Genomic DNA, 15,039 nt, shown 5'->3' on the forward strand with positions numbered 1-15,039 from the left:
GGTAGCAAGAACGTTAAAGCTTCCATATCCCGGAGGCCCTCACATCGACCGTTTGGCTGCAGAAGGAACGCCATCCATTGATCTGCCGCGGGCATGGCTTGAGCCGGATTCCTTTAACTTCAGCTTCAGCGGCCTGAAATCAGCGGTTATTAACACTCTCCACAATGCTGAACAGCGCGGAGAAGTGATTGAACCAAAGGACCTTGCTGCAAGTTTTCAGGCAAGTGTCATTGATGTGCTTGTAACAAAAACAGCAGCAGCTGCGAAGAAGTACGGAGTAAATCAAGTTCTTCTTGCCGGCGGTGTTGCAGCAAACCGCGGACTGAGAGCAGCCCTTGCGGAAACGTTCAGCGGTCTTCAGGATGTTGAGCTTATTATCCCGCCGCTGTCTCTCTGTACAGACAACGCAGCCATGATCGCAGCAGCAGGAAGCGTTTTTTATGAAAAAGGACACAGAGGATCCATGAGAATGAACGCAAACCCAGGCCTTGAGCTTCCGAATTAACGGTTATCAACAAGTTATTCACAACCTGTCCAATAACTCATGCAAGAATTTATGAAAGCTTGTGGAATATGGAAGGGGATAACCTGTGGATAATGTGGATAAAAAACCATTAAAATGTGGATAATGTGTATAATTCTCATAAGACCTTATAAAACATGAACTTGAGATTGTGGATAACAAAAAACTCAGCACCGGTTATGGCGCTGAGTTTTTTTATCCACAATTTTTTATTCCTCCTGCAGGTGCTCCCATTCGTTCATCAGGTGTTCAAGCTCTTCCTGCAGTGCTTCGTTTTCCTGATTAATCTCCTGAACTCTTGTGTGATCCTGATAGATCTCGGGATCGCAGAGGAGCTGTTCATTTACTTCTACCTTTTCTTCAATAGCTGAAATACGCTCTTCCACTTCCTGAAGCTTCCGCTGTTTTTGCCGCGCTTGTTTTTTAAGTTCTTTTTCCTGTTCATAGGAAAGCTTATTTCCGTTTTCTTTCTCTTTCACTTCAGGGGCAGCATCCAAGGCAGCAAGCTCGAGCTGCTCTGCTTTTTTATGCTGATAGTAATCGTAATCTCCGAGGTATTCGGTTACACCGCCCGGCGCAAGTTCGTAAACTTTAGTCGCAATTCTGTTGATGAAATACCGGTCATGGGAAACAAATAGGATGGTACCCGGGTAATCAATCAGTGCGTTTTCAAGCACTTCCTTGCTGTCGAGATCAAGGTGGTTTGTCGGCTCATCCAGAATCAGCAGGTTGGCTTTTTGCAGCATCAGCTTCGCAAGGGCAAGCCGTGCCTTTTGTCCACCGCTCAAGGTTGATACATTTTTCAGGACATCGTCCCCGGAGAAAAGGAAGTTTCCAAGTACGGTGCGGATTTCCTTTTCGGTGAGCATCGGGTAGTCATCCCATAATTCATCGAGTACGCGTTTATTGGACGTCAGATTCGCCTGCTCCTGATCATAGTAGCCGATCTTAACGGCGGATCCAAGCTGAAATGAACCTTTTAGTGGAGCAAGTCTTTCAATGATCGTTTTCAATAGTGTGGACTTTCCGACTCCGTTCGGCCCGACGAGCGCGATGCTGTCACCCCGTGAAACGGAAAAAGAGACATTTGAAATAATCGGATTCGCTCCATCATAGGAAACGGCGATCTCATTCGCTTTTAATACATCATTCCCGCTCTGCCGCTCGATATCAAATTTAAAGTGGGCAGACTTCTCATCCCCAAGCGGCCTGTCCATCAGATCCATGCGCTGCAGTTTTTTCTGGCGGCTTTGCGCGCGCTTGGTGGTAGACGCTCTCGCCATGTTCCGCTGGATAAAATCTTTCAGTTTTGCCACTTCATCCTGCTGTTTTTCAAAGAGCTTGAGCTCTCGTTCATAGTTTTCAGCGGCCTGCTCGAGGTAGCGGCTGTAGTTGCCGATGTACTTTCTGCTTGCGTGCCGTGAAATCTCATAAACCTGGTTGACAACCTTATCAAGGAAGTACCGGTCATGGGATACGATTAGAATGGCACCGCTGTAACCTTGCAGGTATTGCTCAAGCCATGACAGCGTTGCGATATCCAGATGGTTCGTCGGTTCATCCAGCACGAGCAGATCAGGGCTTGTCAAAAGCAGCTTACCAAGGGCAAGGCGTGTTTTCTGGCCTCCGCTCAAACGCTGGATCGGTGTTGAGATGTCAAAGTCAGCGAAGCCGAGTCCGTGAAGAACAGAACGGATGTCTGCTTCATATTGATAGCCGCCTTTTTCTTTAAATTCAACCTGAAGACGGTCGTATTCATTCAGCAGCTGCTGAAATTCCCGTTTTGAAGGGTCTGTTTCAGCCATTTTCATCTCCAGGCTGCGCATCGTTTTTTCCATATCCTTCAGAGGCTGGAAAACGGAAATCATTTCATCCCAGATGGAAAGCTCGGATTCAAGGCCGGTATCCTGGGCCAAATAGCCGATCCGGACATCCTTCGGCTTGATGATCTCTCCTGATTCATAGGAAAGCTGTCCCGCGATAATCTTCAGGAGAGTTGATTTTCCGGCGCCGTTGCGGCCGACGAGTGCAATCTTGTCGCGCGTTTGTACTTCAAGTTTAATGTTCGATAATATAAGATCAGCAGCAAAATATTTTGTCAGCTGGTTAATTTGCAGCAAAATCATGTCTTTTCACCTCATGCTATGATAGGTTAAGTGTAGCTTATCCGCGGGGTGCCCGCAATGATTGGGGCCTCCGGATGCTTGTATTTGTCACAATAAGTAAAAAGACAGATTTGTAAAAATAGTGTATAGTCTAGGTATGAGGGGCGTAAAAAGATGTCAAATTTTACTCATTTTAACCAGCAGGGCAGAGCCAGGATGGTTGATATATCCGAAAAAAATGAAACAGTCCGCACAGCCGAAGCGATTTCAAGCGTCATCATGAGCATCGATGTGCATGAGAAAATCGTAAACCAGCAGCTTGAAAAAGGCGACGTGCTTGCTGTTGCGCAGGTAGCCGGCATTATGGCTGCCAAGAACACATGGAACATCATTCCGATGTGCCACCCGATCCCGCTTAAAGGAATCGATATCTCATTTGACTGGGAAAAAGACGAGGGACAAGCCCGCCTTGTCATACATGCTACAGTCAAAACAAAAGGAAGTACAGGTGTTGAAATGGAAGCGCTAACTTCCGCTTCCGTCTGTGCACTGACGGTTTATGATATGTGCAAGGCTTTAGACAAGGGACTTGTAATCGGTCCGACGTACTTATCTCAAAAAACCGGCGGGAAGAATGGGGATTACAAGAGAGATAAATCTGCATCTTTGAATGTGGGGGTTAGAACGTGAACAACATCGAACAATCGAAAATTCCGCAGGCGACGGCAAAACGCCTGCCTTTATACTACCGTTTTTTAAAAAACCTGCATGCTTCAGGAAAGCAGCGGGTGTCATCGGCTGAACTGAGCGATGCCGTGAAGGTCGACTCCGCGACCATCCGAAGGGACTTTTCCTACTTTGGAGCTCTAGGGAAAAAAGGATACGGCTACAACGTTAATTACCTGCTGTCTTTTTTCAGAAAGACGCTAGATCAGGACGAGGTCACAAAGGTTACGCTGATTGGAGTGGGAAACCTCGGCACAGCTTTCCTTCATTATAACTTCACGAAAAACAACAATACGCTGATTTCACTTGCGTTTGATGTGGATGAAAATAAAATCGGCACCGAAATCGGCGACGTGCCGATCTATCATCTTGATCACATGGAAGAGCACCTGCCTGAGGATGTGACCGTTGCGATTCTGACCGTCCCTGCCCAGGCTGCCCAGGCAATTACAGACAGACTGATTGCAAAGGGCATCAAGGGGATTTTGAACTTTACCCCGGCAAGACTGAATGTGCCGGAGGAAATCAGAATTCACCATATCGATCTCGCCGTCGAGCTGCAGTCGCTCGTCTACTTTTTAAAACATTACCCGAATGCATAAAGAAAGAGGTGAAAACCATGCCGAACATAGGATTTGGAAGTCTGCTGCTGATCGTTTTTGCTGCTTTATTAATCTTCGGTCCAAAAAAGCTCCCGGAACTCGGAAAAGCGGTGGGAAATTCTCTGCGCGAGTTCAAGTCAGCCACAAAAGGCCTAGCTGATGACGATGATGAAGACAAAAAGAAGGAAGAGAAGTAAGATAGGATGAAAGCAGTTATGAAACAAAACGACATGTCGGTCGTCGATCACATTGCAGAGCTCAGAAAAAGGATCATCATCACCGTCTTTTTCCTGTTTCTCGCTGTGATTGCCGGCTTCTTACTCGCAAAGCCGATCATTATTTATCTGCAGCATACGACAGAAGCAGAGAATTTGACGCTTAATTCATTCCGCATGACAGACCCGATCATGGTCTATATGCAGTTTACCTTTATCATCGCATTTATCCTGACGTCGCCGGTCATTCTCTATCAGCTTTGGGCTTTTGTCAGCCCGGGGCTCTATGAAAAAGAACGCCGCGTTACGCTCAGCTATATCCCGATTTCTATCGGGCTGTTTTTGGCCGGTCTCAGCTTTTCGTATTTCCTGCTGTTTCCGTTCGTGGTCGATTTTATGGAGCGGCTCTCAAATGACCTTGATATTAACCAGGTCATCGGGATCAATGAGTATTTTCAGTTTCTCATTCAGCTGACCATTCCGTTTGGGCTGCTGTTTCAGCTGCCGGTTGTCATCATGTTTTTGACAAGGCTCGGGATTGTTACACCGATGTTCCTGTCAAAGGTGAGGAAATACGCATACTTCATTCTGCTTGTTATCGCAGCACTCATCACACCTCCGGAGATTGTCTCTCATCTCATGGTGTCTGTGCCGCTTTTCATTTTGTATGAAGTCAGTATTTTCGTCTCAAGATTTGCCTACCGTAAAGCTCAGAAAACACAGTTTGAGGAAGAAAATAAAGAAGGGTAATCCGCTGACGGATTACCCTTTTTCTTATTTTTTCTTCGTTTTCACTTTATACGAAAGAGTAAACATTCGGAATGCCACTCCAAGGTCAAATGTTGCAATCAGCATCAGCAGGATGGTCGGAAAAGACCATAGACCGTTTTCCGAGCTGTTTACCGCAAGATAGGTAAACAGGATGCCCATTGCCAAGTAGAAAATTCCCATCGATACCGGGCTTGTTCTCATTCTTACATGCCTCCAAAAATAAATTGCATTTGTTCCGCATTCTTCATCATTTCTTCAATCTGTTCGCGGTTCGACTGCAGCAGCACGACCAGTGTATTCATGGCGACATGCGCAAAGATTGGTACGAGCAGGCGCTTTGTCCGGATATACAGGAAAGCAAAGACAAAGCCCATTGATCCGTACAGGAGCAGATGCTGCGGCTCACCGTGCACAAGCGCAAAAACGATTGAACTGATCAAAGCCGACAGGAAGAAATTCATGCGCTGATAGAGAGCGCCGAACAGAATCTTTCTGAAAATGATTTCCTCTAATATCGGTCCGATAATGGAAGTGACGAGGATAAGAAGAGGCGTAACCTTTAATACTTCCATGATAATCTGCGTATTCTCTGACTCTCCTTGGATTCCGAGCACTCTCGTTTCAATTGTGGCTGCGAGAACTTGGACAGTCAGCGCCAAAAATACTCCGGCCACTGCCCATAGGATGGACACACTTACCGGGGCTGCGTCACCTCTTAATTCCTTGTTGTCTCTAAAGTGGGTGCGCATGAAAAACAGGACGAGGACAAATGCAGCCGCAAAGCTGAAAACGGTCCAGTATCCGGATGCCATAATCTGAGCCATTCTCATCGATTCGCCTTCGCCTACACCAAGCTTAAGGAGAAGCGGGATGCCAAGAATGCCTGAAAACTGCATGACGATGTATGTCAAAATGATTAGCCAGTATTCTTTCTTCAATCGAATGACTCCTTTTTTCGCCGATTATCGGTCATATGTTTATGTGTCAACTAGGCATTATTGTACCATAAACAGGGCAGCATGTAGGAGGATAACGCCTTTATGGTATGCCTTATGGGGATGAATCATGTAATTGATAAGGATTTCATTTTTTTTTGACTTATCACTTGAATTTGGGTGAGAGATTCTATAATATAATACTTGTGTTAGCACTCGGGACATCTGAGTGCTAATAAATAAGAAAATTTAAATCAATGAAATTTGAGGAGGTTGTTTCACTTGTTAAAGCCATTAGGTGATCGTGTCGTAATTGAGCTTGTACAATCTGAAGAAAAGACTGCCAGCGGAATCGTATTGCCGGACAGCGCGAAAGAAAAGCCGCAAGAGGGCAAAGTTGTAGCAGTAGGTACTGGTCGTGTGCTTGACAACGGTGAGCGTGTTGCTCTTGAAGTTGCAGAAGGCGATCGTATTATCTTCTCAAAATACTCTGGTACTGAAGTGAAGTATGAGGGTGCTGAATACTTAATCTTACGCGAAAGCGACATTTTAGCAGTTATCGGCTAATTTTATAAATATCATAAAAATTTTCAGGAGGTAAGAAATTATGGCTAAAGACATTAAATTCAGTGAAGACGCTCGCCGTGCAATGCTGCGCGGAGTTGACGCACTTGCAAATGCTGTAAAAGTAACACTTGGACCAAAAGGACGCAACGTGGTTCTTGAGAAAAAATTCGGATCTCCGCTAATCACAAATGACGGTGTAACCATCGCAAAAGAAATCGAGCTTGAAGATGCATTCGAAAACATGGGTGCAAAGCTTGTTGCTGAAGTTGCAAGCAAAACAAACGACGTAGCAGGCGACGGTACAACAACTGCAACGGTTCTTGCTCAGGCAATGATTCGCGAAGGTCTTAAAAACGTAACAGCAGGCGCTAACCCAATGGGTATCCGCAAAGGGATCGAAAAAGCGGTGGTTGTTGCAACAGAAGAGCTTAAAGCCATCTCTAAGCCTATCGAAAGCAAAGAATCCATTGCTCAAGTAGCTGCGATTTCTGCTGCTGACGATGAAGTAGGACAATTGATTGCTGAAGCAATGGAGCGCGTTGGAAACGACGGCGTTATCACAATCGAAGAATCAAAAGGCTTCACAACAGAGCTTGAAGTCGTTGAAGGTATGCAGTTCGACCGCGGATATGCATCTCCATACATGGTCACTGATTCAGACAAAATGGAAGCTGTCCTAGACAACCCATACATCTTAATCACTGACAAAAAAATCACAAACATTCAAGAGATCCTTCCTGTACTTGAGCAGGTTGTACAACAAGGCAAGCCTCTACTATTGATTGCTGAGGATGTTGAAGGTGAAGCACTTGCTACTCTAGTAGTAAACAAACTTCGCGGAACATTCAATGCAGTAGCTGTTAAAGCTCCTGGATTCGGCGACCGCCGCAAAGCAATGCTTGAGGATATCTCTGTTCTTACAGGCGGAGAAGTGATCACTGAAGACCTAGGCCTTGACCTGAAATCAGCGAACATCTCCCAGCTTGGCCGCGCTTCTAAAGTTGTTGTAACAAAAGAAAACACAACAATCGTTGAAGGCGCCGGCGAGTCTGACAAAATTGCAGGCCGCGTAAAACAAATCCGTGCTCAATTAGAAGAAACAACTTCTGAGTTCGATAAAGAAAAATTACAAGAACGTCTAGCTAAATTAGCTGGCGGCGTAGCAGTCATCAAAGTTGGTGCTGCAACTGAAACAGAACTAAAAGAGCGCAAACTTCGCATTGAAGATGCCCTTAACTCTACTCGCGCTGCAGTAGAAGAAGGTATCGTATCAGGCGGTGGTACTGCCCTTGTAAATGTATACAACAAAGTAGCATCTGTTGAAGGAGAAGGCGACTTCGCTACAGGCGTAAACATCGTTCTTCGCGCACTTGAAGAGCCAGTACGCCAAATCGCACACAACGCAGGCCTTGAAGGCTCCGTTATCGTTGAGCGCCTGAAGCATGCTGAAGTAGGCACTGGATTCAACGCTGCAACTGGCGCATGGGTAAACATGATCGAAGCCGGTATCGTTGACCCGACAAAAGTAACTCGTTCAGCTCTTCAAAACGCTGCATCTGTAGCGGCTATGTTCTTAACTACTGAAGCAGTAGTTGCTGACAAGCCGGAAGAAAACGCTCCTGCAATGCCTGATATGGGCGGCATGGGTGGAATGGGCGGCATGATGTAATCAATGCCCAAAACCTGAAATAGCATCATATGCTATCGTCAGAAACAAAATGAGAGGCTTCCCAATAGGATCTGGGAAGCCTCTTTTTTTTATTTCTTATGTTAGGTGGAGATGGACATACTTAGTTAATTGAGCATCTGTAAGGCGTGGACATAAGTTTACAAAAGTGATAAGACATTGTTGTATGCAATTCAAAACCGCCAGACAAAAACATTAACACTTGATCTACAGTCAACTCTAACAGTTACCATGGTTTCACAAGAGCAAAAAGAGGTATAGAGATTAGAGAGGATTCTCCCTCTGTACTTTGCTTTCTCTTATTATGAAACTATTACTACTGGAGGTTTTTCTATGATTACTGCTAAAGCAAGAGCTGTTGACGGGCCGGACAAACCTTTTAAAGAGGCTGAGATTACGCGCCGCGATTTGGATTCGAAAGATGTATTGATTGAAATTAAATTTGCGGGGATCTGCCATTCTGACATTCATACGGCGCACGGGGAATGGGGCGAGGTGAATTATCCGCTCGTACCGGGACATGAGATTGCGGGGATTGTCACGGATGTAGGACCCGAGGTTACGAAATACAAGGTCGGGGACCGCGTAGGGGTTGGCTGTATGGTAGACTCCTGCGGTGATTGTGAAAACTGCCAGAAAGGGGAGGAACAATACTGCCTGAAAGGAAACATTCCTACCTACGCTGGTGTTGATAAATACGGGGAGCCGACTCAGGGCGGTTATTCTACTCATATTGTTGTAGTCGAGGACTTTGTGCTGAGCATTCCGGATAATATCGAGCTTGATCAGGCTGCACCTCTTCTTTGTGCGGGTATTACGACCTTTTCTCCGCTGCATCACTGGAAGGCAGGTCCGGGCAAAAAGGTAGCGATTGTCGGTCTCGGCGGTCTTGGCCATATGGCTGTTAAGATTGCGCATGCTATGGGTGCTGAAGTGACGGTGCTGTCCCAAACCTTGAAGAAAAAAGAAGACGGTATGCGGTTTGGAGCGGCGGATTACTATGCAACTAGTGATCCGGAGACGTTTGAAAAGCTTGCCGGCACGTTTGACCTGATTATTAACACGGTAAGTGCCAAGCTGAAGCTGGATGATTATCTTTCCCTTCTGACTCTCGATGGAAGTATGGTAAACGTCGGTGCACCTGCAGAACCGCTTTCATTAAACGTGTTCTCTCTGATAGGTCACCGCCGTTCGTTTGCGGGATCATTAATTGGCGGGATTCGTGAGACGCAGGAGATGCTGGACTTCTGCGCTGAACATAACATTGGTCCTGAAATTGAAGTCATCTCTGCCGATCAAATTAATGAAGCATACGATCGTGTATTGAATTCAGATGTAAAGTACCGGTTTGTCATTGATATCAGCACTATGTAAGGCAGCAGTGACGTTAAGGGTGTTCGAAGGTCAATCTTTGGACACCCTTTTTCTGTATGCTTAAGGTAAAGAAGCGGGGGCCGCGATGGGTTGCACATGCGAATGTTAGCTTCACACACCGGGAGGCTTTCGATATGGAAGGCTTCTTTTTTATGGAGAAGAACGAAGCATCATAAACCTCGTTTTGAAAAGCAGAGGACGCTTTCCTGAAACATCTGTGTCCTTTCTGTATAATGAGTGTACAGAAACTAGAGGTGAGTGGATGAAGAAAGGAAAATGGAGTCTTCAGGTAACGATTACGGTGTTTGTCTGTGCGGTTGTTGCCCTTTCTCTTTTAGTGACCAATTTGCTTGTAACAAGCACGGTGACGGAGAACAGCGAGAGAAACCAGGAGGAAAAGGCCGGGAATGTAGCGAGGATCATGGCGGAAACGCCGCTGATTATTGACGCGCTGGACGGAAAGGGAGATAAGGCGGCCGTGCAGGATTACGCCAATCAAGTCCGCATGGCTTCGGGTGTTCAATTTGTCGTGATTATGGATATGAAGGGGACGCGGCTTTCCCATCCTGATCCAGCGAAGGTCGGGAAGCCGTTTGTCGGCGGAGATGAAGAGGAAGTATTAAGAGGGAAAGCATATACAAGCATATCAGAGGGGACACTTGGACGGTCGCTCCGGTCTTTTACTCCGATTTTTAACGCAGAAGGAGTGGAAGTCGGTGCCGCTGCGGTCGGGATCTCTCTTGAGGAGGTAAATGATGCGGCGGAAAAGAGCCGGGAAAATATCCTGATTGGAACGGTTCTTGGAATTCTTGCCGGAATGGCAGGAGCGGTTTTCCTTGCGAAGTACATTAAGAAAATTCTGTTCGGACTGGAGCCGTTTGCGATTGCCAAGCTTCTGCAGGAGAGGAGTGCTGTTCTTCAGTCTGTCCGGGAAGGAGTCATAGCCGTCGATCAGGATGCCAACATTACTCTTGTGAATAAAGCGGCGGAAAAGCTCGTGCATAAGGCGGGGCTGACGATTCAAAATCCGGTGGGGAAGGATATTAATGACTATATGCCGTCTTCCACTCTGAAGCGGGTGCTGCAGACAGGGAAACCGGAACTTGATGAAGAGCAGGAATTAAAAGGCATCACGCTTCTTACCAACAGGGTGCCGGTCATTCTGGACGGCAAAACGGTCGGGGCGGTAGCGACATTCCGTGATAAAACGGAAATCAGCCAGCTCGCCGAGCAGCTTACCGGTGTGAGGCTTTATGCGGATGCTCTCAGAGCGCAATCACATGAATTCATGAATAAACTGCATGTCATTTTAGGGATGGTCCATATGAAGCATTATGAGGAGCTGGCAGGCTACATCAGCGGAGTTGTGGGGCATCATCAGGGCGAAATCGGCTCCATTTCAAGGAAGATAAAAGATCCGGTGCTCGCAGGCTTTTTAATCGGTAAGGTCAGCAAAGCCAGGGAAGAGGGAGCGGAGCTTGTCTACACGACCGGTTATCCTGTGCCGGAAGGGGAGGAGCACCTCACCCACGAGCTGATTACCATTATCGGAAATTTAATTGACAACTCACTCGCAGCCGTTGAGCATTCTCCGCACAAAAAGGTCAGTGTCCATTTTGACTATGGCGATGAGATCTTGACTGTGGAAGTGAAGGATACAGGCAGCGGAATGAGTGACGACATCCAAAGCCGGATCTTTGAAAAGGGTTTTTCTACGAAAGGCAGTGACCGCGGGATCGGTTTGCACTTAGTCCGCGAGAGTCTTTCAAGGCTTGATGGAGACATGGAGATTCAATCAAAAGAAGGAAGGGGAACGAAAGTGGCCGTTTACATCCCATACGAAAGCAAAGGTGGCACGTCATGACCAGGGTGATGATTGTAGAAGATGATCCGATGGTGGCCGAGTTCAATAAGCGGTATTTGGCCCAGTCCGGCGGATTCGAACTGGCAGCCGTCTGCACCTCGGTCGGAGAAGCTGTTGCGGCTCTTGAAAACAGCCAGATAGACCTGATTCTTCTGGATATCTTTATGCCGGGTAAAAGCGGACTCGATCTGTTGGCGTATATCCGGGAAAAAAAGAAGGAGATAGATGTTATCGTCATCTCTGCAGCCTCCGATATTGACCGTGTGCAGAAGGCTCTCAGGCTTGGTGCAGTGGATTATCTGATTAAACCGTTTGAGTACGAAAGGTTTCACGAGGCGCTTTCGGCATACAGGGAAAAGGCCTCTTTTATCCTGAAGCAGCAGGTTCTAAGCCAGAAAGACCTGGATGAGATGCTGCTCCGCAAAGAGGAGCGGCATTTGCCGGAGGACCTTCCGAAAGGTCTGACACAGGAAACACTGAAGCTTACCTGGACAGCCATTCTTGAGCTTGAAGCTGAGCATTTTTCCATAGACGATCTCGTCAGCAAGGTGGGCATATCCCGCGTCTCGGTCCGGAAATACTTGAAGTTTCTGATTGACGCCGGGGTGCTGAATGTCAAAGTCAGCTACGGGACAATCGGCAGACCTGTTTATCAGCATTCAGTCAATCAATCCAAAATTCACATAATGAACCAGTATATGTAAGCGGATGCTCTCCGCTTGCTTTTTTTAATTTGACTAACGCTTTCATAAGTTTCATAAACTAGGATTCTCCCGTTTTCTCTCCTATGATAGGGAAAGAAGAGACAGGAGGTTATTCCTTTGAAATCAGCAAACGCAATGAAAACGCTTCCTTTTGAAGCGGAACAGCAAAAAAGAAAAGGCCTATGGTACAAAATCAACCAACTGAAGATCGGTGTCATTCCGCTGCCGGTTTACCTTGTCATAGCTCTTATTGTCTACGGGGCGGCAGTGAACAACGAACTTCCCGCTGACATGATTGGGGGATTTGCCCTTATTATGGTCATGGGAATTCTGCTTGGGGACCTGGGCATGAAAATTCCCATTCTGAAAAGCATTGGAGGACCGGCGATTCTGTCGCTGCTGGTTCCGTCCATTCTCGTATTTTACAATGTTCTGAATCCCGCTTCCATGGAAGCCGTCACCACATTAATGAAAACATCCAACTTTTTATATCTTTATATCTCCATTTTAGTCGCAGGAAGCATCCTCGGAATGACGCGGAGCCTTCTGATTCAAGGGTTTATGAGGATGTTTGTCCCGCTCGTTCTTGGTACGCTTGCATCTGTGGCAGCGGCCATGCTCGTAGGATCTCTGTTCGGCTACAGCATGAAGCACACATTCTTTTATATTGTCGTGCCGATCATCGGAGGAGGCATCGGGGAAGGTATTCTCCCGCTGTCGCTGGGCTATTCGCAGATTCTTGGAGGATCGCCTGAAAGCTATGTGTCCCAGATGATTCCCGCAGCCGTAATTGGAAACATTGCCGCCATCATCTTCGCAGGTCTGATGAAAAATCTTGGAGAACGCAGACCGGATTTGACCGGAAACGGCGTCCTTGTGAAATCGAAAGATGGAAACACGTTCAAAGAAGATGAGTCTAAATTCAATAAAATCGACTTTTCGCTGATGGGAGCAGGACTTCTGATTGCCTGCACGTTCTTCATTTTCGGAGGACTCGCGCACAAATTTCTCGGAATTCCGGGACCGGTGCTGATGATTGTCGCCGCAACGCTGGTGAAATGTTTTCAGCTTCTTCCGGCCAAGATGGAGCAGGGATCGTTCCACTTGTACAAGTTCATCTCAACCAGCCTGACATGGCCGCTTATGGTTGGACTTGGCATGCTGTACATTCCTCTTGAAGATGTTGTGCAGATTGTAACGCCCGGCTATATTCTAGTCTGCATCAGCGTTGTTGCTGCAATGGTAACTACCGGTTATTTCACAGGCAAGCTGATGAAGATGTATCCGGTCGACTCGGCCATTGTGACAGGCTGCCACAGCGGCCTTGGAGGAACCGGAGATGTGGCGATTCTGTCAGCTTCCAACCGGATGTCGCTCATGCCGTTCGCACAGGTTGCAACAAGACTCGGCGGTGCATCAACAGTGATCATCGCGATCCTGCTTATGAAATTACTCGGTTAAAAAAGGAGACTGTTTACATTGAATGAAGCATTGATAAGAGAAAAAGCCCTAAAGCTCCATCAGGAACTGGCGGGAAAAATAGAGATTACTGGAAAAATGGATATTCAATCGGCCCAGGATTTAAGCCTGGCCTACACACCCGGCGTAGCAGAATCATGCCGCAAGATTGCTGAGAACAGCGAAGAAAGCTTCAGTCTGACGGCGCGCAGCAACATGGTCGCCATCGTGACGGACGGAACCGCCGTACTTGGCATGGGAGATATTGGCCCTGAAGCCGCCATGCCGGTCATGGAAGGAAAGTCTATGCTCTTTAAGCAGTTCGGTGGAGTCGATGCTTTCCCGATCTGTCTTGACGAAAAAGATCCGGATGAAATCGTGAAAATCGTCAAAGCACTTGAACCGACCTTCGGGGGCGTAAACCTTGAGGATATTGCAGCCCCGCGCTGCTTTGAAATTGAAGAGAGACTGAAAAAAGAGCTGAACATCCCGGTTTTTCATGATGACCAGCATGGAACGGCCATTGTTGTCTACGCTGCACTGATCAATGCACTGCGGCTTGTGAAGAAAAAACAGGAGGAAATCAAGCTGGTGCTGAATGGAGCAGGCTCTGCCGGCATTGCCATTGCGAAGCTCCTCCTTGAAGCAGGGATACAGGATATCACCCTGGTCAGCCTTGAAGGCATTCTCTGCCCGGGCGAGGAATGGATGAATCCAAGCCAGGCAAAAATCGCAGAGGAAACAAACCGTGCAAGAACCCGCGGGACACTGAAAGATGCCATTGCCGGAGCGGATGTGTTCATTGGTGTATCCGGACCCGGTGCTCTGACCGGAGAATTGGTTCAAACCATGAATCGGGATGCCATTGTGCTGGCACTTGCCAATCCGACCCCTGAAATCTTCCCTGAAGAAGCGCTCTCTGCAGGTGCGGCGGTCGTCGGCACCGGCCGTTCGGACTTCCCGAATCAGGTCAACAATGTTCTTGCTTTCCCCGGCATTTTCCGGGGTGCCCTTGATGTCCGGGCTGTCGATATCACGATGGAAATGAACCTCGCAGCCGCCCGCGCCATTGCGGAGCTTATAACCGAAGATGAGCTGAACCCGAACTACATTATTCCGGATGCTCTCGATCCAAGAGTTGTCTCAAGCGTCGCTGCTGCTGTCGGTGAAGCTGCAGTTGCTGCAGGAGTTGCAAGGATCGGAAAGCTTCAGGAAGTTTGATGAAGGATTAACAAGAGTCTTGGAAAGAAATGAATCAGGGTGAATTTGAGTGGAAACTGCTCAAATTCACCTTTTTTTATTTATATATGTCACACTGTGTTGTGGTTTTTTACCAGTCTCCTGTAGCGTAAGATACCCGCTCTTTCGTACGTTATAATCAGTGACTTGTGGTCAGATACCGTACGAATTAGCTAGTTTAAAATTAGTGCCATTCAACCGGCCTAATGTTTTATCTCAGTCTCTTTTCGTACATAACACTCTGACTGCAGCTTGATTCATCTAGAAAC

Annotated in this window: 15 protein-coding genes; 12 read left to right on the forward strand and 3 right to left on the reverse strand. The window is 47.1% G+C overall.

Features of this window, described 5'->3' with window-relative positions:
- A partial coding sequence (locus ACTSEZ_RS20290; protein WP_442504694.1) for a Kae1-like domain-containing protein occupies nt 1-505 on the forward strand: 505 nt, incomplete at its 5' end.
- A gap of 227 nt (nt 506-732) precedes the next feature.
- Here ACTSEZ_RS20290 and ACTSEZ_RS20295 read toward each other — a convergent pair.
- A complete protein-coding gene (locus tag ACTSEZ_RS20295; protein ID WP_369736057.1) occupies nt 733-2,649 on the reverse strand; it encodes an ABC-F family ATP-binding cassette domain-containing protein in 1,917 nt (638 codons plus the stop codon).
- A 153-nt stretch (nt 2,650-2,802) separates the two neighbouring features.
- On the opposite strand from ACTSEZ_RS20295, the gene moaC reads away from it, so the two are divergent.
- Genes moaC through tatC form a run of 4 tightly spaced genes read left to right on the forward strand, consistent with a single transcriptional unit; the run spans nt 2,803 to nt 4,921 of the window.
- Nucleotides 2,803-3,318, forward strand: coding sequence for a cyclic pyranopterin monophosphate synthase MoaC (moaC, locus tag ACTSEZ_RS20300; protein ID WP_369736058.1), 516 nt, complete (start codon nt 2,803-2,805; stop codon nt 3,316-3,318).
- On the forward strand, nt 3,315-3,956 hold the full coding sequence (locus ACTSEZ_RS20305) for a redox-sensing transcriptional repressor Rex (protein WP_029286208.1): 642 nt from the start codon (nt 3,315-3,317) through the stop codon (nt 3,954-3,956). The genes moaC and ACTSEZ_RS20305 overlap by 4 nt, the downstream gene beginning before the upstream one ends.
- Nucleotides 3,957-3,973: 17 nt before the next feature.
- Nucleotides 3,974-4,153, forward strand: a complete 180-nt coding sequence (locus tag ACTSEZ_RS20310; protein ID WP_369736059.1) for a twin-arginine translocase TatA/TatE family subunit — start codon at nt 3,974-3,976, stop codon at nt 4,151-4,153.
- An 18-nt stretch (nt 4,154-4,171) separates the two neighbouring features.
- On the forward strand, nt 4,172-4,921 hold the full coding sequence (tatC, locus tag ACTSEZ_RS20315) for a twin-arginine translocase subunit TatC (RefSeq protein WP_369736060.1): 750 nt from the start codon (nt 4,172-4,174) through the stop codon (nt 4,919-4,921).
- A gap of 24 nt (nt 4,922-4,945) precedes the next feature.
- On the opposite strand, the gene ACTSEZ_RS20320 is transcribed toward tatC, so the two are convergent.
- Complete coding sequence (locus ACTSEZ_RS20320) at nt 4,946-5,143, reverse strand: YdiK family protein (protein ID WP_369736061.1); 198 nt, start codon at nt 5,141-5,143, stop codon at nt 4,946-4,948.
- Nucleotides 5,144-5,145: 2 nt separating this feature from the next.
- On the reverse strand, nt 5,146-5,880 hold the full coding sequence (locus ACTSEZ_RS20325; protein ID WP_369736062.1) for a CPBP family intramembrane glutamic endopeptidase: 735 nt from the start codon (nt 5,878-5,880) through the stop codon (nt 5,146-5,148).
- Nucleotides 5,881-6,159: 279 nt separating this feature from the next.
- Here ACTSEZ_RS20325 and groES point away from each other — a divergent pair, with 279 nt between their 5' ends.
- The 7 genes from groES to ACTSEZ_RS20360 all read left to right on the forward strand — a co-directional run bounded on the left by groES (nt 6,160) and on the right by ACTSEZ_RS20360 (nt 14,752).
- Complete coding sequence (gene groES, locus ACTSEZ_RS20330) at nt 6,160-6,444, forward strand: co-chaperone GroES (protein WP_029286198.1); 285 nt, start codon at nt 6,160-6,162, stop codon at nt 6,442-6,444.
- A 40-nt stretch (nt 6,445-6,484) separates the two neighbouring features.
- Entirely contained in the window at nt 6,485-8,113 is a 1,629-nt protein-coding gene (gene groL, locus ACTSEZ_RS20335) for a chaperonin GroEL (RefSeq protein WP_029286195.1), read from the forward strand.
- Nucleotides 8,114-8,464: 351 nt separating this feature from the next.
- Complete coding sequence (locus tag ACTSEZ_RS20340) at nt 8,465-9,505, forward strand: NAD(P)-dependent alcohol dehydrogenase (RefSeq protein WP_369736063.1); 1,041 nt, start codon at nt 8,465-8,467, stop codon at nt 9,503-9,505.
- Between the two features lie 262 nt (nt 9,506-9,767).
- Nucleotides 9,768-11,369, forward strand: a complete 1,602-nt coding sequence (gene dcuS / locus ACTSEZ_RS20345) for a DcuS/MalK family sensor histidine kinase (RefSeq protein WP_369736064.1) — start codon at nt 9,768-9,770, stop codon at nt 11,367-11,369.
- Entirely contained in the window at nt 11,366-12,073 is a 708-nt protein-coding gene (locus tag ACTSEZ_RS20350; protein ID WP_369736065.1) for a response regulator, read from the forward strand. The genes dcuS and ACTSEZ_RS20350 overlap by 4 nt, the downstream gene beginning before the upstream one ends.
- Before the next feature lie 135 nt (nt 12,074-12,208).
- On the forward strand, nt 12,209-13,534 hold the full coding sequence (locus ACTSEZ_RS20355) for a 2-hydroxycarboxylate transporter family protein (RefSeq protein ID WP_369736098.1): 1,326 nt from the start codon (nt 12,209-12,211) through the stop codon (nt 13,532-13,534).
- A gap of 18 nt (nt 13,535-13,552) precedes the next feature.
- Nucleotides 13,553-14,752: an NAD(P)-dependent malic enzyme gene (locus ACTSEZ_RS20360; RefSeq protein ID WP_369736066.1), complete on the forward strand. Its 1,200-nt coding sequence runs from the start codon at nt 13,553-13,555 to the stop codon at nt 14,750-14,752.
- Nucleotides 14,753-15,039 lie beyond the last annotated feature (287 nt).

Source organism: Metabacillus mesotrionivorans (assembly GCF_052171315.1).
Lineage (GTDB): Bacteria > Bacillota > Bacilli > Bacillales > Bacillaceae > Bacillus_P.